The organism is Marinomonas transparens (assembly GCF_016463975.1).
Classification (GTDB): Bacteria; Pseudomonadota; Gammaproteobacteria; order Pseudomonadales; family Marinomonadaceae; genus Marinomonas; species Marinomonas transparens.
Map to the genome: position 1 here is coordinate 68,950 of NZ_JAEMNX010000017.1, position 22,150 is coordinate 91,099.

The window sequence follows — 22,150 nt, forward strand, 5'->3', positions numbered from 1 at the left end:
TTTTATTATGTCTGAATCTACTCTTTCTTTGAATGCGGCCACATCTGGGCTACCGGTTGTGCCTGAGTGGCGCCGTATTATGAATCGTGTGGTGGGTCATCGTGGCTTGTTGCTGGGTTCTTCTATTTTAGGTGTCATTGTAGTGTTGGCCTTGCTGGCTCCTTGGATCGCTCCCCATGACCCATTTGCGCAAAACATTTCCCAACGAATGATTCCCCCTGTTTGGCACGATAAAGGCACTTGGGATCACATTTTTGGGACGGATAAGCTGGGCCGAGATTACTTGAGCCGCTTACTGTACGGAGCGCGAATTTCGTTAAGTATTGGTTTATTGGCGGCGCTGATTTCTGGGTTAATTGGTACGACTCTAGGCGTTTTGGCTGGTTACTTTGGTGGCCGAGTGGATGCTGTGATCAGCTACATCATTACCACTCGTTTGGCCTTGCCTGTATTGCTTGTTGCCTTGGCGATGGCGTCCTTGGTTGGCGGTGGTTCGGTGGAAACCGTGGTGGTGCTGCTTGGGTTGTTGTTATGGGATCGCTTTGCCGTAGTCGCTCGTTCAACCACACAACAGCTGAGGGAAGCTGAGTTCATTGCTTCGGCAAAAGTGATTGGGGCATCCACCTCTTACATTCTGATTCGTGAGCTATTGCCTAATATTTTAAGTGCTTTGATTGTTGTTATGACCTTAGAGATGGCCCATGCCATTTTGCTAGAAGCCACCTTGTCTTTCTTGGGGTTAGGGGTACAAGCGCCGATGCCTTCTTGGGGGTTAATGATCTCGGAAGGTAAGTCTTACATGTTTTTCAAACCTTGGGTGATTGCCATTCCTGGTATTACGTTAATGCTGTTGGTATTGGCGATTAATCTGGTGGGTGATGGCTTGCGTGATATGAATGCCCCAGAAGGCCGTAACTGAGGACTGAATGATGAATCGAATTTTAGACATAAAGAATTTACAAGTGAGTCTGCCGACGGCCAATGGTGTATTGCGAGCGGTTCGCGGAATTGACTTACATGTGGATAAAGGCGAGATGCTTTGCATTGTCGGAGAATCAGGCTGCGGTAAGTCAATGACTTCGATGGCATTAATGGGCTTGTTACCCAAGCGCGCAGAGGTAACCGCTGAGGTTCTGGATTTTGACGGTTTGGATTTATTGTCTTTGCCGAAAAAAGAGCGCAATAAAATCCGTGGCATGCGTATGTCGATGATCTTCCAAGAGCCGATGACGTCATTGAATCCGTCTTACACGCTAGGCAATCAGCTTTGTGAAGCCATCATGCGACACAAAGGCGTTAGCAGTGCAGAGGCCAAAGAAAGGGCTGTGTACTTATTAACTCGTGCTGGTGTTCCAATGCCAGAGAAGCGTTTGGATCAATATCCTCATCAGCTTTCTGGTGGTTTGCGTCAACGGGTTATGATCGCGATGGCGCTCATGTGTGAACCTGATCTCATTATTGCCGACGAGCCAACGACCGCGCTGGATGTGACGATTCAGGCGCAGATTTTACGATTGATACGTGAGCTGCAACAAGAATTCGGAACCGCGGTTATTTTCATTACTCACGATTTAGGTGTGGTGGCGCGGATTGCCGACCGTGTAGCGGTCATGTACGCAGGGCAAGTTGTCGAAACTGCGACAGCCCAAGAACTGTACTCGAACCCAATGCACCCTTATACGCGAGGCTTACTAAATTGTATTCCGATTCCTGGGAAAACTGCACCGGGTAGCCATTTGGAATCTATTCCGGGCGTGGTGCCGAGTTTAATTGGTGAACTAAAAGGCTGTGCTTTTGCTAATCGTTGCCATGTTTCAACCAGTGAATGTAGCCAACGAACGCCATCTTTGGAATTAGAGCCGAATTCAACTTCACTTCATCAGGTGCGTTGTCCTATTACTGCAACGACACTTCAGGAGGCGATGTAATGCCAGATTATGCTTTGGAATTATCAAACCTTTCCCGCCATTTTCATTTGAAGAATGGTGCCTTTAAAGAACCCACTTTGCTAAAAGCGGTTGACGGCATTTCATTACGTATTCGCCCCGGTGAGACCTTGGGTTTAGTCGGTGAGTCTGGTTGTGGCAAAAGTACCCTAGCGAAAATGATCTTAGGTTTGCTTGAGCCAACCGATGGCGATGTATTGATAAACGATAAGGCGAGAAGCGCTTCATCCCGTTTGTCTATGGCGCGTCAGCTGCAACCGATTTTCCAAGACCCGTATTCGTCTTTAAACCCTCGTAAAACCATTGAACAAATCATTCGTTTGCCATTGCAATTGCATAAAGAAGGTAACAAAGAGAGTCAGAAAAAAGCGGTAAAAGACATCAGTGATTTAGTTGGTTTACCGGAACGTTTGCTTAAGCAATATCCGGGTCAATTGTCTGGTGGCCAGCGTCAGCGTGTTGCCATTGCCCGTGCTCTGATTTTGAAGCCTAAGATTCTAGTCTGCGATGAGCCAACGTCTGCATTGGACGTATCAGTACAAGCACAAATATTAAACTTGCTCATGGATCTAAAAAAAGAGTTAGGACTCACTTACCTCTTTATCAGCCACAACCTTGGCGTGGTTGAGCATTTAGTGGATAAGGTGGCAGTCATGTATCGAGGGAAAATTGTTGAACAAGGCACTCGTGATGAAATTTTTCAGAATGCTCAGCACCCTTATACCAAGGCTTTGTTGTCTTCGGTACTGACGCCAGAACCCGCTTTGGGTTTACCTGAAGTGTTAGATTCAAGTGCATGGGACAGCGCTCAGGCATCATAAATATTATTTAATCTTTATTGCTCATTTCATTGCCTGACACTTTTCGGCGATGGGATTAGTGTTTTCAAAATTCAGTGTTATCGGCTTTTTATGCATAAAAAAAGCTGTGTTAGGAGGCAACATGAGTCGTCAAAATACCATACAAACAGCCGAGTCTTACTTTGACTCAGGCGAATTTTTTGCAGCATTAAAACAACGTGTCAGCATTAAAAGTGAGAGCCAAAATTTAGAGGGTTTTGATAAATTACGCCTTTATTTAGACGACATTATTGTGCCTGAATTAACCGCATTAGGTTTCGATACTCGTATTGTTGCGAACCCAGTGACGGATGCCGAGCAACCGGGATCTTGGCCATTTTTGCTGGCAGAGCGCATTGAAGATCCTGCATTCATGACTTTATTAACGTACGGTCATGGTGATGTGGTACGTGGTTATGACGAGCAATGGAAAGAAGGCTTATCCCCTTGGGAATTAAAGGAAGAGGGTGACCATTGGTACGGTCGAGGGTCTGCCGACAACAAAGGTCAGCATACGATTAACCTTGCCGCGCTTAAAAAAGTAATGGATGCCAAAGACGGAAAGTTAGGCTTTAACGTTAAGATTATTTTAGAAATGGGTGAAGAAGCCGGCTCTCCGGGTCTTGCCGAATTGTGTGAAATTCATAAAGAAGCGTTAAAAGCTGATCTTTTTATCGCTTCAGATGGCCCTCGATTAAGCGCAGAGCGCCCGACTATTTTCCTTGGTTCTCGTGGTGGCTTTAATTTCGACTTGACGGTGAAGTTGCGAGAAGGTGGCCATCATTCAGGAAATTGGGGGGGCTTATTAAGCAATGCGGGCACCCGTTTGGCCCACGCTTGGGCGTCTATGGTGGATGCCAAAGGCAAAATCCTCATCCCCGGTTTGTTACCGGCTCGTTTGCCTGACTCTGTTCGTGAGGCATTAAAAGATATTCCTGTTGGCGAAGGCGCGAACAGCCCAGAGATCGACCTTGAATGGGGTGAACCGAGCCTGACGCCTGCAGAGCAGGTGTTTGGTTGGAATACCTTGGAAATGTTGGCCTGTAAAACTGGTAACCCAGAGATGCCAGTAAACGCCATTCCCGGTTATGCCATAGGCTATTGCCAATTACGTTTTGTGGTAGAAAGTGATACGGAAAACTTTTTAACGCATATTCGAGAACACTTAGACAAACATGGCTTTACCGACGTTGAGTTGTCGGCCAATGGGGAATTAATGGACGCCACACGACTTGACCCAGAAGACCCTTGGGTAGGTTGGGCGCTGGGCTCTCTTGAACAAACCACAGGCAAAAAGCCCGTGTTACTGCCGAATTTAGGCGGCTCATTACCTAACCATGTGTTTGCGAATATTTTAGAATTACCAACGGTTTGGGTGCCGCATTCTTATCCTGCTTGTAGCCAACATGCACCTAATGAACATGTTTTGGCACCAGTTTGTCGTGAAGCCTTGCAGATTATGACTGGACTATTCTGGGATCTATCTGAACAAGGCAATGCGATGCAAGTAAAGCGTCAGTCTAAATAAAGTTAAGGGAATCTGTATGTCACTTGAGGAAGGTAAACCAATGGATCATCAATTATTAGCGCCTTATGCAGATGTGTTGTGTGAGTGGTTGGCGACACAGGAAGACGCCATGATTGAGTGTTTAGAGGACTTGGTGAATACGGATTCCAATAGCTATGACAAAGAAGGAGTGGATGCAGCTGGGCATTTAATGGCTTCATGGTTAGAAGCCGATGGGATTGAATGCATTTGGCATAAAATGGAGAATTCTGGCGATGTGTTAGAAGCTCGAATTGATTCTGTTTTTGACAAAAAAAATCCGCCACCAGCCGTATTTGTTATGGGACACCGAGATACGGTTTTCCCGAAAGGTACAATCGAAACACGTGCCTTTAGTCGTGAAGGCATGACCGCATTTGGACCCGGTGTGGCGGATATGAAATCTGGCTTGGTGCTTAACTGCTTTGTGTTAAAGGGTTTACAGCATTTGATCCGTCATACCGATATCGGCGAGTTACCTTTTCCTGTGGTCGGTTTATTTACAGGAGATGAAGAAATTGGCTCACCAGAAGGACGCTATGTGATCCATCAAATGGTGAAGGGGGCAAAAGCGGTGTTTAACGCTGAGCCCGGTAGGATCAGTGGCAATGTGGTATCAGCTCGAAAAGGCGGCGCTAGCTTTGAGATTAAAGTGAAGGGCAAAGCTGCTCACTCTGGTGTTAATCACAGTGATGGTGCCAGTGCAATTGGAGCTTTGGCTTTGATTATCTCCGAGCTTCATGGGTTAACGGATTACGAAACAGGTGTGACGACTAATGTGGGACTGATTAGTGGCGGTATGTCGTCTAACACGGTTGCGCCCGATGCAACGGCGCGTTTGGATTTACGCTACATTACCCAAGAGCAAATGTCAGAAGCCATGGCGAGTATTCAATCCATTGTTGAAACGCCACGTATTGATGGCGTGACGGCTACCGTAAAAGTTGTATCAGCGTTTAGCCCATTCGAGGCAAGTATGAGTGAATCCTTACTTATGCATTATCAACAACAAGCTCAATCATTAGGCTTTTCGGTGGAAGGTGAATTCACCGGCGGCTGCTCTGATGCAGGCCTCACTTCCTCAATGGGCGTGCCTACTTTATGTGGTACAGGGCCTGTTGGTGCTAAAATGCATACGGATGGTGAGCTGTGTTTACTGGATACCTTTGTGTCTCGTACTCAGGCTGTGGCTAAGTCGATACTCTTACTACCTTAAAGCCTGCTATTTACGCTATAAACGCCTTAAGATGAATTAAAAACGATCTGCCTTATTGATAGTTTAATGCTTTTAATTGGTGCGAACCGAAAGCGGGCATTCTCATATTTTATTTCTAATACCAAGTGCACTGTCCCCGTTTCATTTTTTGATTATCTTTAAAAGCTATATTTATCAATGGCTTTCGATTTTTATGCACACATCTCATAAGCTTTTAATTTTCTTTATAAAAACTGGCACTGCTTTTGCTGGATAATATTAAATGAACTGTTGGCCAATGGCGGTCAACATCACATATATGGCATCGTCGCCCGCTACTGAACCTTTCGGTAGCACTCGATCAGGCTCCTTTTTAGGAGAGATCTGATTAAGGGTTGGCGTGCCTTTCTCTTATCACTTCTCTTTTTCAAACCTTGCCTTAAATCGGTCTGCTTTCTTGTCGAGCTTGTTTTTTATTGTACATAGCCTCGAATCAAGATAACGGAGGTGATGTTAAGTATTGAATTTTTACTATCGAAAACAAATTAGCGAGAGTCATTTTTAATATAACTTTTGGTGAGGAAAGCGGATGAAAAAAATAGACGTAACAGAAGCCATTTTTGAGATTAAAAAAGCGAAAGGTTTATCGTGGGAAACCATTGCTGAGGCTGTGGGCATGTCTGACGTATGGGTGACATCGGCTTGTTTAGGTATGAACAGCTGCCCAGAAGACGTGGCTGATAAGTTGGTGTCTTTTCTTGGACTTCCGGCAGAAGCGAAATCGGTATTAATGGAATACCCCACTAAAACGTGGGATCAAGCCATTCCTCAAGACCCGCTGGTTTATCGCCTTTACGAAATTGTGGGTGTATATGGCGATACCTTAAAAGAGGTTATCCAAGAAAAGTTTGGTGACGGCATTATGAGCGCCATCGATTTTTCTATGGAAGTGGATAAGGAAGAAAACCCGAAAGGAGACCGAGTGATTTTAACTATGAATGGGAAGTTTTTACCTTATAACGCTTGGTAGTTATCTGAGTTTTGGTTGGTTTAGTTAGAAAACGAAAATACAAATGTAAATGAGAAGAGGGTGTAAAAATGGCGTATATAGAACCAAGTGAATTTGTGACCAAAATGGTCGATGCTGGTGAGCAAAAAGCTTACATGTCGACAAAAGATACCATTATTCGAGCATTTATGGCGGGGGCAATTCTTGGCTTGGCCGCAATTTTTGCCATTACTGTTGCCACTAAAACAGGTAGCCCAATTTTGGGGGCGTGTTTGTTCCCTGTTGGTTTTATCATGTTGTACTTGATGAAATTTGACCTATTAACCGGTGTGTTTACTCTAGTGCCTTTGGCTCTGCTCGATAAGCGCCCGGGCATGACGCCAGGGTTGGTATTACGTAACTGGGGCTTGGTGTTTATTGGCAACTTTGCTGGTGCATTGACCACGGCTTTCATGATGTCCTTTATTTTAACCTATGGCTTCGCTACCGATGGCGGTGCGATTGCCGCTAAAGTGAGTACCATTGGTGAGTCCCGTACTCTGGGTTATCAGTCCCATGGTGCTGGTGGTTGGTTTACTATTTTCATCCGCGGTATGTTGTGTAACTGGATGGTGTCTATGGGCGTGGTGGGTGCGATGATCTCGACATCGGCTGGTGCAAAAATGGCCGCTATGTGGATGCCGGTTATGCTGTTCTTCTTTATGGGTTTTGAGCATTCCATCGTAAACATGTTCTTGTTCCCATTTTCTATGATCATGGGTGGGGAATTCACCTTCATGGACTACCTAGTGTGGAACGAAATTCCAACCGTTTTAGGAAATTTGGCCGGTGGTCTCCTATTAGTTGGTTTGCCTTTATACCTGACTCATGTAAGAACGTCTGCTTCGCGTAAACTGGCTTAATAATTTCAATTGAACTGTTGAAAAAACGCTGTAGGTTATTAACCCTATGGCGTTTTTTTGTTCTAGTAAGGTAAAGTTCTATGATCCCTTTGAATGTCACCATTGGCAGCGCGACAAATAAAGGCGTGAAACCTGTTAATCAGGATTTCTTAGGCCATCGGGCTCCAGAGGGGCCATTATTGACGACAAAAGGCATTGCCCTTGCCATTGCTGATGGCATCAGTTCAAGTGAAGTGAGCCAAGTCGCCAGTGAAATGGCAGTGAGCGATTTTTTAGAAGACTATTACCGCACCTCTGAAGGTTGGTCGATCAAATCGTCTGGTGAAAAAGTCCTTAAATCCATCAATGCGGCTCTCTATTCTGAAACCCAGAATGGCCCCGGTCGTTTTAACAAAGATAAGGGCTATGTTTGTACCTTTAGTGGCTTGGTACTGTGTGCTAATAGCGCCCATATTTTCCATTTAGGTGATAGTCGAATATACCGTTTGTTCGATGCGCAACTAGAGCCCCTGACGGAAGATCACCGTCGCCTTGTGTCCAGTGAAGAAAGCTACTTATCGCGCGCTTTGGGCATTCAGCCCATTTTGGAATTGGATTATCAGGCGATTACTATTGCACAGGGCGATGTTTTTGTACTGGCAACCGATGGTGTGTATGAGTTCCTTGATGGCGCAAAAATTGCGGACTGCATTACCGAATCCACAGGCTTAGATGAGGCCGCAGAGCAACTGTTAGAGCTTGCACTTAGCGCAGGTAGCAAGGACAACGTGAGTGTGCAAATCGTTCGAGTGAATCAGGTCCCCAGTTACCAACAAGAAGACATTCAACAAGATATTGCCTTATTGCCTTTGCCGCCTAAATTGACGGAAAGAATGGTTTTTGATGGCTATGACATTATTCGCTCGATTTATATCAGTAGCCGCAGCCATGTTTTTTTGGCGCGAGATATAGACACCGAAGAAACAGTTGTCATTAAGGTGCCATCGGCTGAATTAGGCGACGATTCAGCATACCTTGAAAGCTTTATGTTAGAAGACTGGATCGCTAAACGGGTTGATAATCCACATATTGTCAAAGCCATCGAGTCATCACGAAAGCGGCATTATCTCTACCTTGTGAGTGAATACATCGAAGGCCAATCCCTTGCCCAATGGATGATAGATAACCCCAAGCCTTCGTTAGAACAGGTTCGTAATATCATCGAGCAAATCGCCAACGGTTTACAGGCTTTTCACCGTAAAGCCATGATTCACCAAGACATTCGACCTGCGAACATCATGATTGATAAAAACAATACCGTGAAGATCATCGACTTTGGTTCTACCTATATCGCAGGCGTTAGCAATACTAAAGACGAAGAAGTGCTACGCGGCACCATGCGCTATTCCGCGCCAGAATACTTTCTGGGCCACGCCGGCACTGCAAGTTCAGACATTTACGCACTTGGTGTTATTGCTTATCAAATGTTGTCGGGTAACAAATTCCCCTACAGCACTAAAATTGCCCAAACACGCAGCGTCAAAGCGCAACAAAGACTAAGCTATCGTAGTGTGATTACCGAAGAATCTGAGCTCCCTGTATGGATTGACGACGCGTTGCATAAAGCCTTACAGATAGACCCATTAAAACGCTATGACGAAGTATCGGAATTTGTGTACGACCTACATCACCCGAACCAAACTTTTTTAAACCGAACTCGCCCACCGTTGATGCAGCGTAATCCTGTTATGTTTTGGCAGGGGGTGTCTTTGGTGTTGTTTCTAGTGATCGTGTGTTTGGCTCTAAAAGGGTAGTAGTATAAAGAAAGGTTTTTTTACTGAGTGACATTTATGAAGCAAGACATTGTGCATATTGCCTTAGTGGTCCGCGACTACGACGAAGCCATTGATTTTTATGTGAATAAACTAAAATTCGAACTGGTAGAAGACAGCTATCAGGCAGAACAAGACAAACGCTGGGTGGTGGTGTCGCCACCGGGTTCAAAAGGCGTGACTTTGCTATTGGCAAAAGCCTCTAAACCAGAACAACTTGATTTCATCGGCAACCAAGCAGGTGGCCGTGTGTTCTTATTTTTAAACACCGATGACTTCTGGCGCGACTATAACCGCATGGTGATAGATGGCATTCGTTTTATACGCGAGCCCGCTGAGCAAGACTACGGCACCGTCGCCGTGTTTGAAGACCTGTATGGCAACCTGTGGGACTTGCTACAGTTGAAAGAAGGGCATCCTATTTCCAGTCGGTTGAAAGCGTTATGCTGATTCGATTATTGCCTATCGGTTTTAATCATTTTAAACACCCCAATGGTGCGCGTTTTGCACTGGTAGGAAATAGGAAAGTCTTTTAGTGTCAATGGAGAAGAGCATTCGTACTCGTTCGTTTTAGGAATAAACATGCAGTGTTTTTCTAAAAGATAAAAGCGGAAGTAGAAGTATCTTTTAAAATTGATGATTTAAAAGGCAGTGGGCTATAACGGCGTTCCCCCTCTCATACCCTAAACTTTTTTACTTCGCTTTGCAGGTACTCCAGTTCTTCCTCTGTAATCTCATAATACTTGAAATAGCTGGGTAATGTAGGTGTGTTTTTCAGCGGTGTGACTCCGTTGTGCTCACTAATATGCAACCTCTGCAAGCCGCATTAAAAATGTTCAATTAAACGAGTTAATTCAAAACTCGCTTAATTGCACTTCTGTGGTGGATTTAACTGTGCGAAGGGATACCGAGGTTTGGAATTTTCGAATGTTGGTGTCTGTATGGAGTACTTGGTCTACAAATCGCTCGAATGCTTGCATGTCGGGTACACCGACCACCATCACAAAGTCGTAGTTTCCGGTTATTTGATAGCAATGTTTCACTTCTGGCGCTTGGTTCACGACACGTTTAAAGGCGTCGTACACTTCTTTTCGATCTCGCTCCATTTCTACTGATACCAGTAATGTCAGCTTATTTCCGGTTAATTCTGGGTTTAGGATGGAAACGTCGCCGATAATGATGTTTTCATCTCTTAGGCGTTTTACTCTTTTATGGCAGGCGGGTGGTGACAACCCCACTTCTTCGGCTAATTCTACGTTCGCAAGGCGATTGTTGCGCTGTAAAATCCCTAAGATTTTTCGATCTATATTGTCTAGTTCCATAAATTTCTCATTTTATATTTTTAATTAATAATAATTTCTTTGATAGTCATTAATTAAAAATAATTATCTATTGTTTGGATTAGATTAAGCGACATATTTCTTCGGATGTACATAGACTATTGCCATTATTTTTGGGGAGTACAGGTTGTGTACAAACGCATTTTTGGACAGTTATTTAACGGGCCTTTGTTTAGTGGGCTATGGAAAGAAATTATCAGCGTTACGTGGACGCTTTTTAAGATCATGATTCCGATGATTATTGTCATCAAGGTAATAGAAGAGCTAGGCGGTATTGTGCTGCTGAGCCAATGGTTGAGCCCTGTTATGTTTTTGGTGGGATTGCCCAGCGAAATGGGCTTGGTGTGGGCGACCACGCTGGTGACCAATATATACGCTGGGTTGTTGGTGTTTATGAATACGGACGCGGATTTAACCGTGGCGCAAGTTTCGATTCTTGGCATCTTGATGTTGATCGCTCACGGGTTGCCAATTGAAGCGGCCATCGCTAAAAAAGCAGGCGTTGGCATTGCCATGACATTGGGTGTTCGCCTTGGTGGTAGCTTGTTAATGGCGTGGATGCTTCATCAAACCTATCAAGCTGGTGATTGGTTAAATTACCCAGCAGAATCGGTGTGGCAGCATACGCTAGCAAGTGACCCTAGCTATATGGCATGGGCGATTGATCAGGTGAAAAGTTTGGTGATGATCTTTGTGATTATTGCTGTACTCATTACCTTCCTGCGTATTTTAAAGCTGCTTGGCGTCGAAAAGCTGATGGGCATCATACTTAAGCCGATTTTGTCTTTATTAGGTATCAGCCGAGATGCAACGAATTTAACCGTGGTTGGCATTACTCTTGGTTTGTCGTTTGGTGGTGGTCTGCTGATTAATGAAGCAAAACGAGGACATATTTCACCAAGGGATATTTTTGTCTCCATCATGTTGCTGAATTTACTTCACAGCTTGATCGAAGACACCTTACTTATATTGTTAATTGGCGCTGATTTCACGACTATTTTTTGGGGGCGAATCGTCTTCTCGCTCGCCGTTACCAGTCTTTTAGTCATAGCAATTAACCGGATCGATGAAGCCATATGTTTGAAATATTTCTATAAGAAAATCTAGATATACTGCATTTTATAAGTCATTCAATAAGCCAAGAGCTTAGAGTTACCGATAAGATATATTTTCTTTTGATTGTGTCTAAGTGCGACTAGTGTAAGTATGCACTCAATCATTAACCGTCTACTTCACGGTTGTTTATTGCTCTTTTAATTTGGCTTTGTTGTTTTGAATAAGAGGCAACCATTCGAGGCATTATGAAAATATTTAGCTGCCAGCAATGTAACCAAACTGTGTTGTTTGAAAATACCATGTGCATGAGTTGTGGTTCTGAATTGGGCTTTATCCCAGAGCAAATGATATTGAGCGCACTTAAGCCAGTTGATGGTGGTTATCAGGCGCTTGCTGATATGTCGTCGCCTCCTAAGGTATGGCGTTATTGTGATAATCATCAGCACAACGTTTGTAATTGGTTGGTGGATGGGCAAGAAGAAGACGAACTTTGCATGGCTTGTGAGTTGAATCGCCATATACCGAACCTTGGGCGAATTGAGCAACTGCAAGCATGGCAGCAACTTGAGTCTGCGAAGCATCAATTAGTTTACTCTTTGTTGCAGCTCAATTTACCGATTATTAATAAACAAGAAGACCCAGAAGATGGGTTGTCTTTTGATTTTATTTCCGAAGAAAACGTCGTGCCTGAGGATGCGCAAGCCACAACGGGTCATGCGCTTGGGCAGGTGACTATTAATGCCTTAGAAGCGAATGCAGCTGACCGGGAGCGAATGCGTTCGGATATGAAAGAGTCTTATCGAACGCTAATAGGGCATTTTCGACATGAAGTGGGCCACTATTATTGGGATCAACTTGTTGTCACGGACGAAGTTACCTTGATGAGTTTTCGTGCTTTATTTGGTGACGAGCAAGTGAGCTACGCGGATGCCTTAGAAAAACATTATGAAACGCCAAACGATAAGTGGCAGGAAAACTATGTCAGTGTTTATGCCTCGTCCCATCCTTGGGAAGATTGGGCTGAAACATGGGCGCATTATCTACATATTGTCGATACCTTAGAGACGGCCAGTCAGTTTGGTTTTAGCTTGCAGCCCTTAAACCCATTGCAATCTAACCTTGCGGTGATGGTCAATATCGACCCTTATAATCATGCCAACTTTGACGACATTTTGGCGCAATATTTACCGCTGACCTTTGCGGTTAATAACCTAAACCGCAGTATGGGACAGCCAGATCTGTATCCCTTTATTATCGTGCCTGCGGTTAGGGAAAAGCTGAAATTCATCCATGAATTGTTGTATCAGGGTTAGTGCTTTACTGTCATAAAGCCTAAGCAAAATAACTTTGTACGGAAGACAGGGCTGTAGAAATGTTCTCCAATGAAAACTTTTCATAAATCAGTTTGCTGGTCATGAGCAAGGTAACGGCGATAAACACAGGTCGAACGATTTTGTCGCCTTTTGCGATGACAAATTTACTGCCGATGTAAGAACCTATGACTTGCCCTGCGCCCATGGCGAGCCCTATGCGGTAATCCACCGAGGCGATGCCAATAAAGAAAAACAAGGAAACGAGGTTGCCCATTAAGTTGAGAGGCTTGGTCATAATGGACGCTTGTTTGATGGTAAAGCCAAGTAAAATAACAAAGGCCAGCATCCAGATAGAGCCGGTGCCCGGTCCAAAAAAACCGTTGTAAAACCCAATCAATAAGCCACAAGTTATCATAAAAGAGCGGTTGCTGATTTTGGCTGTCGTCGCTTCAGAGCCTTTTATTCGTTTTGAGAAAATCGCATAAAGGGTAATGCACACCATTAAGATGGGCAGCAGTATTTCGAGAGTATGCTTATCGAACAAGCTTACTGAGTAAGACCCTATCAAAGCGCCAACGGCGGTGAAGACGATTCCCGTGAGTAATCCTTTTGCCTGTATCTGGTTGTGAAATAAGAAGGTGATAAAAGCCGTTGCTTCGCCAATTACCGCTTGAAGTCTGTTGGTGCCGAGGGTCAGGATAGGCGGTACGCCGGCGATCAATAAACTGGGGATGGTGATTAAGCCACCACCGCCAGCAATGGCATCGACCACTCCAGCGCAGATGGCAACCAAGAATAAAAACAACAGCACGTGGCTGTCTAGGTTAAAAGCGAACTCGGTCATAAAGGGTGATCCTTTTAATGGTGCATGAAAGTAGTCATGGATAAACGCTGGTCATATTAGTAACATCAAAGATCATGTATAAAAATTAATGGTTTATTAATCTAATAGTTAGGTTTAACTTAATGTTAACGTCTCAAGACATTGAATTTTTCGTCTCTCTTGCTCAAAGTAAGTCGTTGGCGGCTACCGCGAGAAAGCTTAATGTGACGCCGCCAAGCGTGTCTCAGCGCCTCCAAGCACTTGAGCAAAAGCTGAATGTGAAGTTGGTCGAACGGGGTTCAAGAGCCATTTCATTAACCTTAGAAGGGAATGTTTTGTTTCAAGAAGGCTTGGCCGTGTTGAGGCAGATTGAGTTGTTAGAAGACAAGGTGGCTGAAAAGAAACAGGCTATTTCTGGAAAAATTCGAGTGGTTGCGCCCGTTGGTTACGGCACTGAACGGGTGTCGCCGCTGGTGGCCGAGTTTCATAAAATCCACCCTTTGACTCACATTGAGTTGATTTTGTCTGATACGCCAAACTGGTCTCCGATTGACCCGCCCGATGTGGTGATTTACATCGGCCCGTTAAAAGATTCTTCCCTTAAACGCATTATCTTGCAAAAAAACCGACGGTTATTATTGGCGTCCCCGCATTACTTACAAAATGCGGAACCTATTCATACTCCCCAAGATTTATTGAACCATCAATGCCTTGTCATCAGAGAAAATGATGACGATGTCACCATGTGGAAGCTGACCCATCAAACGACAGGCGAATCTAGTAATGTGCGAATTAAGGCGTCTTTGATGAGTAATGTAGGGCCGGTGGTAAAAGATTGGGCGGTGAATGGCTATGGCATTATGCAGCGTTCGGAATGGAACGTGGCGAACGAATTGAAAGACAACACCTTGCAAGTGGTGTTGCCTGAATACTCTTTTCCGAGTGCCAATATCGTGGCGCTGGTGTCGTCCACACGGGATAAACGCCCAGCAAAAATTAACGCCTTTCTCGATTATATAAAAGAGCACCTGTCAGAAGAAGCTCTTGATTAGCGATGAGTCGCCATTTCTATTTTGGTGTTTATTAAAGGCTATTCATCAAGCGAAAGTTGAAACTCAGTGGAAGCAACAGAGATACCATTGATGGTGATCTCAACAGTGTGTTGCCCTGCGTAATAGACCCGTGTAGTGACTTTTTTGAACGGGTGGCGTTTGCTGAAATTAAGCGTTTCTCCTGCTTCAAGTATGACTTTCTTACCTTTGAAAACCTTCGGGGCCGTGAGTCCATTTTTCTTCTGGTGATGAATAATGTAATCGATCATCAATGACTGATTTTTCGCTGAACTTGATACAAGGTTCAGTTCAAATTCCAGATGCCCGTTGATAAATACCTCGGGTGTTTTGACGTTAAGCTGGACGTCTTTCAATTGCGGAGGTAAGTAACCAAATACTTGTAGTGCTTTGGGGTGACCTTGCTTTAACAGCGTACGACAAGCATGGCGAATCAGCTTTTTACGTTTCTCGTCTGCATCACCTATCCACTTAAGAGCAATGTCCGCCACTAGGTCTGGGTGGTCTTTTGCGATGTCATTTAAATTGTTGGCCACGGAACGCCGCACATACTCTTCATCGTCGTCTTTTAATGTTTCTAGCAATTCAATGATGGGGCTTGGATCAACAATAAACTCTGGCAACTGCATTGCCCAAGGTAGGCGAGGGCGAATACCTTCTGATACCAAACGACGTACATGGTAGTTCTCGTCCGTCGTCCATTGTTTTAATGTGTCTAAGGTTTTTGATTTATTATCTGACAGTAAAAAATAGCGAATGCCAAATTCGGATGAGAAGCGCTTAGTCATTTCTTTTAGCAAGGTCATGGACAAAGCATGGTGCGCTTGCCCATACAGACCGACGTAATCCGCCATGGGCATAATGGCCCAACCGACAATACCTTCCTCATCAGGCGTTAAACCATAAATATCTTCATGGGCGTAAGGTCGCAAACTGGCTAATAGAGCATCAGCCGCCAGAGCAAAGTCATCAGGTAAATAGCGCCACATGGCGTCTGTAATTTGCTTAGAGCGTTCTTTTAATTCCAAATTGGCTAAGTCATTGGTGGCGTATTCAATGAAACCAGCGTGGTCAAAATCACCCCAAGCCGACTGAAAATGCACCGCCATGGATTCGATAACAGCGAGGTTAAACTTATCTTTAAAGGGTTCCATCTGGTGTGGCCTTATAGAATACTGGTGGAGATTATAGATCGAACCAGTGACAGATTCAGTCAGTGGGTTAGTGGTTAATCTTGCTTAATTGGCTTTTTATGTGACCTGCGTAACCATGCTACAGTGAGAACGCCAACACAAACTGCAATAATGACGCTTATGTGAAACCATTGAACTTCAGAATGCGACATAGGGGCTATTGCACTCACATCTAATTCAACTTTATTGGCAAATAATTTAGCTATCGTTGCAAATTGTTCTAATTGTCGTTGACCGTCAACAAGTGCTTGATGGTTGCCAAAGCAAAAAATGATATAGGCTAATACAATCGCAATAGGTTCTTTAAAAGATTGTGTTGTTCTGCCATTAGCAATGACAAAGCCAACCATGGCTAAAGTGACAACGCTAAAATATCCCCAAACTTTATCTACTTGAGCATATTGTGTTTGGTAAATATTGATCGCTTCAAATGCTAACTTAAATTCTTCCATAGAATTCTCCTCGTTATATAGCATATTAGCTTAAGTCTATTTTATGGATATTTGCAGTGCTGGCGTTTAAAGGTAAGAAAAACTACTGAGCTCGGTGATTCTGACTCAAAAGCCGTTGTCTGCTTAATTAACAAACAACGGCTTTTTGTGTTGTCTATCTATACCCTAAACAATACCAGAGCCGGTTTTATTTGGGTCAGCAGGGCGTTTGACTGCACAAGCTTGGCGGTATTGGCTGGCTCGGTAGCAGGCAACGGGTGAGATGGCGCCGCCTTCTTGTAGGCGTGCCATTTGCAGAATTACTTCCACATCCAAGTTATACGCTTGCTTAAGCGTAGCTTGGGCCATCATGGCGTCGTTCTCATTTTGATAATGAGTCAGAGCTTGGCGATCAACCAGTAGGCTTTTCACCAAGGCTCTTTGCACTTCCGCGGCGCTGTACATCAAGCTTTCGATTGGGTCGGTGACATTGTGGGATTGATCCAACATATAGAAGGGGCTGTAGGCCGGATCTTGGCTGCGAATATCAGTTAACTCATTGAAAATTAAAAACAACTGGTAAGGATTAATAGAGCCACTGTCTAAATCGTCATCGCCGTATTTACTGTCGTTGAAATGGAACCCACCCAGTTTGCCAAATTGCGCAAGGCGGCTGACGATCATCTCAATGTTGACGTTTGGTGCATGGTGCCCCAAATCCACTAAAGACAAACAGCGTTCGCCAGTTTCTTTCGCTGCAAGGTAGCTGCTGCCCCAGTCTTGAATGACGGTGGAGTAAAACGCAGGTTCAAAGATCTTGTGTTCCAGCAGCATGTTCCAGTCGTCTGGTAAGCGGTTGTAGACCTCTTTGATGCTTTCTAAATAATGGCTGAAGCTGTTCTTGAAGTGCTGTTGGCCGGGGAAGTTAGAGCCATCGCCTACCCAAACGGTTAAGGCTTTAGAGCCCAATTTTTTACCCAGTTCCACCACCTCGATATTGTGCGCAATGGCTTGCTCACGAACGGCTTTGTTGGTGTGAGTTAAGCTACCAAACTTGTATGACTCTTCCTGACCCGCTTGGTTTTGGAAGGTATTTGAGTTCATCGCATCAAAGCCTAAACCATATTGTTCTGCGTATTGGCGCAGTTCGCTTGGGTCTTTTGGAGTATCCCAAGGGATATGCAAGGACACAGTCGGTGTGGCTTGGGAAAGCTGTTGGATAACCGAGCAGTCATCAAGCTTTTCGAAGATGTTTCTCGGCTCGCCTTGTCCTGGAAAGCGGGCAAAACGTGTGCCGCCCGTGCCCACGCCCCAAGAAGGTACGGCCACGGCGAATTCTTTTGCCTGTGCCAGTATGGTGTCGATTTTAATACCAGAGCGATCGAGCTTTTCAGCCAAGGCATCATAGTCTCTGGTGACGTCGGCTTCTTGCTGCGCGTTGTGTTCTTGCAACAAGTTTTGATCGATGAGTTGTGTCATGGCTGAATCCTTTATTTTTGTTTTTATATTATGTGATTAACGGGTAAACGACGGTGCATGGCCAGCGTCAACATTCAAAATGTTTCCTGTCGACTTAGAGGATGCGTCAGAAGCGAAGAAGTAAATCGCTTCGGCGATGTCTTCTGGAAAGACATTTAATTTGAGCATGCTTCGTTGGCGGTAATGTTCTTCTAAATCATCGGTAGAAAGTTTATAAGCACTGGCTCTTTCTTCTTTCCATTTGCCAGTCCAGATTTTGGAACCGCGCAGTACTGCATCAGGGTTAACGACGTTAGAGCGAATGCCGAGCGGCGCGCCTTCAAGAGCAACACAGCGAGCAAGCTGAATCTCCGCCGCTTTTGCCACACAATACGCGCTGGCATTTGCACTGGCAACAAGGCCATTTTTACTGGCGATAAACACCATGTTACCGCCCATGTCTTGCTGTTTTAATAATGTAAAGGCTTCGCGGGCAACGAGGAAGTAACCCGTCGATAGAATGCTTTGGTTCTTGTTCCATAACGCTAAGGAAGTTTCTTCCAGCGGTGCGGAGGAGGCGATTCCCGCATTGGATACCACAATATCCAAGCCACCAAAGGCCACGGCACAATGCTTGACCGCACGAACCACGTCGTCTTCATTGGTTACGTCCATTGTTATGCTGGACGCGGCGTCTTTACCAAACTTCTTGACTAAGGTGGCTTGCGCGATAGACAGAGCGTCTTCGTCTATGTCCATTAACACAATGTTGGCGCCTTCTTTGGCAAGACGTTTTGCTGTTGCTAAGCCGATTCCGCCTGCTGCACCTGTGACCAAGGCGATATGGCCTGCTAGGGATTTTGGCTTTGGCATGCGTTGTAGTTTGGCTTCTTCTAACAGCCAGTATTCAATGTCGAAGGCTTCTTGTTCCGGCAAACCGACGTATTCGCTCACGCTGTCAGCACCACGCATGACATTGATGGCATTGACGTAAAACTCCCCTGCGATTCGTGCCGTAGCTTTGTCTTTGGCAAAAGACAGCATGCCGACACCGGGGATCAAATAGATTACCGGGTTCGGGTCACGTAGAGCTGGGCTGTTGTCTCGTTTACAGCGATTGTAATAGCCTGCGTACGCTTCTCGATAAGCAGCAAGGTCGTTATCCAGTGACGCAATGACTTCATCTAGGTTGTCTTTTTCGGGGTCGTAAGCCACCACAAAGGGGCGAATCTTGGTGCGTAAAAAGTGGTCTGGGCAGGAGGTGCCCAATTTGCCTAGGCGATTTAAATCTTGTGAATTAACAAACTGTAGGACTTCGTCAGATTGATTGAAGTGACCAATTTGGCGTTGTTTTTCGCTGGTTTTGCCGCGAATCAATGGCATTAAACGAGAAGCAATTTCTTGGCGTTTTTCATCTGCTAACGTGCTGAAGCGCTCCCCACCAAAAATCGCTTTGCCTGCGCTGTTTTTATCTAGCCATGTTTGTGCTTTGTTAATAATGTCGATTGATAGTTGATAGCATTCTTTATTGTCATTCGCCCAAGTAAATAGGCCATGGCTTTCCAAGACCACGCCTTTTAAGTGTGGGTTCTCGGTGGCGATTTTATGTAAATCCATACCAAGCTGAAAACCCGGACGTCGCCACGGTAACCAACCAATGTCACCATTAAAAATCTCTTGCGTTAACTGGCGGCTGTTTTTACTCGCCGCAATAGCGATTACCGCATCTGGGTGTAAATGATCAACGTGATTGTAAGGTAGATAAGCGTGTAGTGGTGTATCAATACTGGCGGCTCGGGCGTTTAAGTTAAAGGTGCAATGGGGTAGATAAGCGACCATTTCGTCCTCAAATTCGAGGCCACGATACAGATTTGGTAGCTGATTAAGCTTGTCCATATAGAGAGTGGAAAAACCATCTAATCCCATGGAACCAATATCACCACCAGAACCTTTTACCCAGAGTACGGTGGTTTTTTCACCTGTTAATGGATCGTCCATTTCTAACTTTGCTGATGTGTTGCCACCACCATAGTTGGTTACACGCATATCAGAACCGAGCAAGTTTGATCGGTATTGCAATAATTCAGGAGCGGTTAGAAGAGATGCGTGTGCATCGTTCCAAAGGTTAGGTAGTAAGTTGTTCGTGGACATGTTTTAACCTCAAATTCGCCTATAACAAGGTTTTTCGTCCTAAATTAAAGGCTTAAAATTTATTTTTGTTATGCGTAAATCAGCGGGTTAGAATGATTAATAGATTTTATGTTAAAACAAAAGCAATCATTTTCAAGCATTATTTGTCTTTTTTGAGTTTTTTTTGATTGATTGTGCTTGAAAATGACGGGAAACTAATTATATTGATTATCGAGGACTATCGATGCACGAGATTGAAAGGCATAGAGTGATCTTGTCGGAAGTGGAAGCTCGGCCGATTGCGACTGTTGCACATCTAGCGGATGTGCTGGGTGCTTCAGAAGCCACGGTACGACGTGATATAAGCTTTTTGGATAAGCAGAAGAAGTTGCGTCGTGTGAGAGGAGGGGCAGAAGCCATTAATCCTCTTTCCGATGTGAGTTTGTTGGGACGACCTTATTCGGTTAATCAGACGATTAATACGGATGTGAAGCGAAGCATTGCGAAAGCGGCAGTTGATTTATTGTCCGATAATATGTCGATCATGATCAGCGGTGGCACCACAACTTCGGCTATGTCTGAGTATATGCGTGGTTTGAAACTGCAAGTATTGACCAACTCATTCTCTATTGCGGACCAATTGATTAAAAAGAGTAAATGCAGCGTGACTGTGCCGAGCGGAAAAATTCATCGGGAACAGAATATTATTCTGAGTCCCTTTCCTGATGATATTTCCAATCACACGTTTGCCGACATCCTTTTTATTGGCGCATACGGCGTTAGTTCTCACGGTGTGATGGAGACAGATCCACAAATTGTACAAGCGGTAATGAAACTGATAAATCGAGCCGATCAGCGGGTGCTTTTGGTTGATAGTAGCAAGTTTCAAAATCGATCTAGTATGATTATTTGTCCACTATCACAGATAGATATCGTCATCACTGATGACGGAATAGATAACAAGAGTCAAGAAGTGATCGAATCGGCAGGCTGTCGTTTGATCATTGTAGAAAAACAAAAACAATAAACCGCGTCTCAGAAACGACAACGCCTTGTTGCGTGATGATGAGCGCGCTCTTGGAGAAAATTATGAATAACAAACTCATCACTGTTTGTGTGTTGGCTTTTATCACCCTGTTTGCATCAGGCTCTTATGCCGCCGATGAGGTTCGCATTGCTTTATTGGTAAAAGCCTTGGGCATTGGTTTCTTTGAGGCTGCCTATAAGGGAGCAGAAGAAGCCAGTAAAGAACTGGGCGACGTTAAAATTATTTATACTGGACCCACCACCACCACCGCAGAAGGCCAAATTGAAATCATCAATTCACTGATCGCACAGCGTGTCGATGCTATTGCCGTGTCTGCCAATGATGCTGATGCCTTAGTTCCTTCCCTGAAAAAAGCACAACAGCGTGGTATTAAGGTCATTTCTTGGGATTCTGGTGTCGCCAAAGCGGGACGCCAACTTCATTTAAACCCTTCTAGTAATAGCCTTATTGGCGAGATGAACGTCCAGCTTGCTGCGGATGCGATTAAAGTGAAGGGCAAATCTTCTGGTACCTTTGCCATCTTGAGCGCAACCCCAACGTCGACCAACCAAAATATTTGGATTGACGAGATGAAAAAATCTCTCAGCAAATTTCCAAATCTGACACTGGTTGATACGGTTTATGGTGATGACCTAGCGGATAAAAGCTTCCGTGAAGCGACGGCACTCATTAAAAACCACCCTGATCTTGATGTGATCGTGGCACCAACCACAGTGGGCATTCTAGCAGCAGCTCAGGCGGTGAGTGATTTAGGTCTAACAGGCAAGGTGTTTGTTACAGGTTTGGGCTTGCCTTCTGAATTGGCTGGTCACGTACACAGTGGTGCGATCCATAGCTTTGCGATTTGGAACCCCATTGACCTAGGCTACTCTGCAACTATGCTGGCCTATGATCTTGTTAAAGGTAAGGGGACAAAAACAGAGAGGCCAATGGGTCGTATGGGAACCTTTAAAGTGGATAAGAATGGTGACGGTGCTATGTCTAAACCTTTTATCTATGACGCTTCTAACGTCGATGAATTCTCTTCTATCTTTTAGTTA

20 protein-coding genes are annotated in these 22,150 nt (G+C 44.6%); 14 read left to right on the forward strand and 6 right to left on the reverse strand.

The genetic code is table 11. The annotated features are described in order from the left end of the window. Window positions 1-7: 7 nt before the first annotated feature. The 9 genes from I8J31_RS13675 to I8J31_RS13715 all read left to right on the forward strand — a co-directional run bounded on the left by I8J31_RS13675 (window position 8) and on the right by I8J31_RS13715 (window position 9,698). Window positions 8-919 (forward strand): ABC transporter permease, encoded by a 912-nt coding sequence (locus I8J31_RS13675; RefSeq protein WP_199469136.1) that lies wholly within the window; start codon window positions 8-10, stop codon window positions 917-919. A 7-nt stretch (window positions 920-926) separates the two neighbouring features. Next, window positions 927-1,928: an ABC transporter ATP-binding protein gene (locus tag I8J31_RS13680; protein WP_233402775.1), complete on the forward strand. Its 1,002-nt coding sequence runs from the start codon at window positions 927-929 to the stop codon at window positions 1,926-1,928. Next, entirely contained in the window at window positions 1,928-2,767 is an 840-nt protein-coding gene (locus I8J31_RS13685; RefSeq protein ID WP_199469137.1) for an ATP-binding cassette domain-containing protein, read from the forward strand. The genes I8J31_RS13680 and I8J31_RS13685 overlap by 1 nt, the downstream gene beginning before the upstream one ends. Window positions 2,768-2,888: 121 nt before the next feature. Next, window positions 2,889-4,313 carry a M20 family metallopeptidase gene (locus tag I8J31_RS13690; protein ID WP_199469138.1) on the forward strand — a complete coding sequence of 475 codons (1,425 nt, stop codon included), beginning with the start codon at window positions 2,889-2,891 and terminating at the stop codon, window positions 4,311-4,313. 16 nt (window positions 4,314-4,329) lie between these two features. Beyond that, window positions 4,330-5,547: a M20 family metallopeptidase gene (locus tag I8J31_RS13695; RefSeq protein ID WP_199469139.1), complete on the forward strand. Its 1,218-nt coding sequence runs from the start codon at window positions 4,330-4,332 to the stop codon at window positions 5,545-5,547. A gap of 568 nt (window positions 5,548-6,115) precedes the next feature. Beyond that, window positions 6,116-6,556: a cyanase gene (gene cynS / locus I8J31_RS13700; protein ID WP_199469140.1), complete on the forward strand. Its 441-nt coding sequence runs from the start codon at window positions 6,116-6,118 to the stop codon at window positions 6,554-6,556. A gap of 68 nt (window positions 6,557-6,624) precedes the next feature. Next, window positions 6,625-7,437: a formate/nitrite transporter family protein gene (locus I8J31_RS13705; RefSeq protein ID WP_199469141.1), complete on the forward strand. Its 813-nt coding sequence runs from the start codon at window positions 6,625-6,627 to the stop codon at window positions 7,435-7,437. Between the two features lie 80 nt (window positions 7,438-7,517). Beyond that, the gene (locus I8J31_RS13710) at window positions 7,518-9,230 is read left to right on the forward strand and encodes a bifunctional protein-serine/threonine kinase/phosphatase (RefSeq protein WP_199469142.1); all 1,713 of its coding nucleotides are present in this window, start codon (window positions 7,518-7,520) and stop codon (window positions 9,228-9,230) included. A 36-nt stretch (window positions 9,231-9,266) separates the two neighbouring features. After that, window positions 9,267-9,698, forward strand: a complete 432-nt coding sequence (locus I8J31_RS13715; RefSeq protein WP_199469143.1) for a VOC family protein — start codon at window positions 9,267-9,269, stop codon at window positions 9,696-9,698. A 404-nt stretch (window positions 9,699-10,102) separates the two neighbouring features. Here the strand turns inward: I8J31_RS13715 and I8J31_RS13720 are convergent, their stop codons facing one another. Next, the gene (locus I8J31_RS13720) at window positions 10,103-10,570 is read right to left on the reverse strand and encodes an Lrp/AsnC family transcriptional regulator (RefSeq protein WP_199469144.1); all 468 of its coding nucleotides are present in this window, start codon (window positions 10,568-10,570) and stop codon (window positions 10,103-10,105) included. Between the two features lie 147 nt (window positions 10,571-10,717). Here I8J31_RS13720 and I8J31_RS13725 point away from each other — a divergent pair, with 147 nt between their 5' ends. Both I8J31_RS13725 and I8J31_RS13730 read left to right on the forward strand, forming a co-directional pair. Then, window positions 10,718-11,695 carry a hypothetical protein gene (locus I8J31_RS13725; protein ID WP_325101209.1) on the forward strand — a complete coding sequence of 326 codons (978 nt, stop codon included), beginning with the start codon at window positions 10,718-10,720 and terminating at the stop codon, window positions 11,693-11,695. 194 nt (window positions 11,696-11,889) lie between these two features. After that, window positions 11,890-12,957, forward strand: coding sequence for a zinc-binding metallopeptidase family protein (locus I8J31_RS13730; RefSeq protein WP_199469145.1), 1,068 nt, complete (start codon window positions 11,890-11,892; stop codon window positions 12,955-12,957). A 19-nt stretch (window positions 12,958-12,976) separates the two neighbouring features. Here the strand turns inward: I8J31_RS13730 and I8J31_RS13735 are convergent, their stop codons facing one another. Then, window positions 12,977-13,801 (reverse strand): TSUP family transporter, encoded by an 825-nt coding sequence (locus I8J31_RS13735; protein WP_199469146.1) that lies wholly within the window; start codon window positions 13,799-13,801, stop codon window positions 12,977-12,979. A 122-nt stretch (window positions 13,802-13,923) separates the two neighbouring features. On the opposite strand from I8J31_RS13735, the gene I8J31_RS13740 reads away from it, so the two are divergent. Further along, window positions 13,924-14,832 (forward strand): LysR family transcriptional regulator, encoded by a 909-nt coding sequence (locus I8J31_RS13740; protein WP_199469147.1) that lies wholly within the window; start codon window positions 13,924-13,926, stop codon window positions 14,830-14,832. 38 nt (window positions 14,833-14,870) lie between these two features. On the opposite strand, the gene I8J31_RS13745 is transcribed toward I8J31_RS13740, so the two are convergent. The 4 genes from I8J31_RS13745 to I8J31_RS13760 all read right to left on the reverse strand — a co-directional run bounded on the left by I8J31_RS13745 (window position 14,871) and on the right by I8J31_RS13760 (window position 20,083). Beyond that, entirely contained in the window at window positions 14,871-16,004 is a 1,134-nt protein-coding gene (locus I8J31_RS13745; protein WP_199469148.1) for a DNA alkylation repair protein, read from the reverse strand. A gap of 74 nt (window positions 16,005-16,078) precedes the next feature. Then, the gene (locus I8J31_RS13750; protein ID WP_199469149.1) at window positions 16,079-16,495 is read right to left on the reverse strand and encodes a hypothetical protein; all 417 of its coding nucleotides are present in this window, start codon (window positions 16,493-16,495) and stop codon (window positions 16,079-16,081) included. Window positions 16,496-16,660: 165 nt separating this feature from the next. Then, complete coding sequence (rhaI, locus tag I8J31_RS13755; RefSeq protein WP_199469150.1) at window positions 16,661-17,953, reverse strand: L-rhamnose catabolism isomerase; 1,293 nt, start codon at window positions 17,951-17,953, stop codon at window positions 16,661-16,663. A gap of 36 nt (window positions 17,954-17,989) precedes the next feature. Further along, window positions 17,990-20,083, reverse strand: a complete 2,094-nt coding sequence (locus tag I8J31_RS13760; protein WP_199469151.1) for a bifunctional rhamnulose-1-phosphate aldolase/short-chain dehydrogenase — start codon at window positions 20,081-20,083, stop codon at window positions 17,990-17,992. 223 nt (window positions 20,084-20,306) lie between these two features. Here I8J31_RS13760 and I8J31_RS13765 point away from each other — a divergent pair, with 223 nt between their 5' ends. After that, the gene (locus tag I8J31_RS13765) at window positions 20,307-21,089 is read left to right on the forward strand and encodes a DeoR/GlpR family DNA-binding transcription regulator (protein WP_199469152.1); all 783 of its coding nucleotides are present in this window, start codon (window positions 20,307-20,309) and stop codon (window positions 21,087-21,089) included. 62 nt (window positions 21,090-21,151) lie between these two features. Beyond that, window positions 21,152-22,147 carry a rhamnose ABC transporter substrate-binding protein gene (rhaS, locus tag I8J31_RS13770; protein ID WP_199469153.1) on the forward strand — a complete coding sequence of 332 codons (996 nt, stop codon included), beginning with the start codon at window positions 21,152-21,154 and terminating at the stop codon, window positions 22,145-22,147. Window positions 22,148-22,150 lie beyond the last annotated feature (3 nt).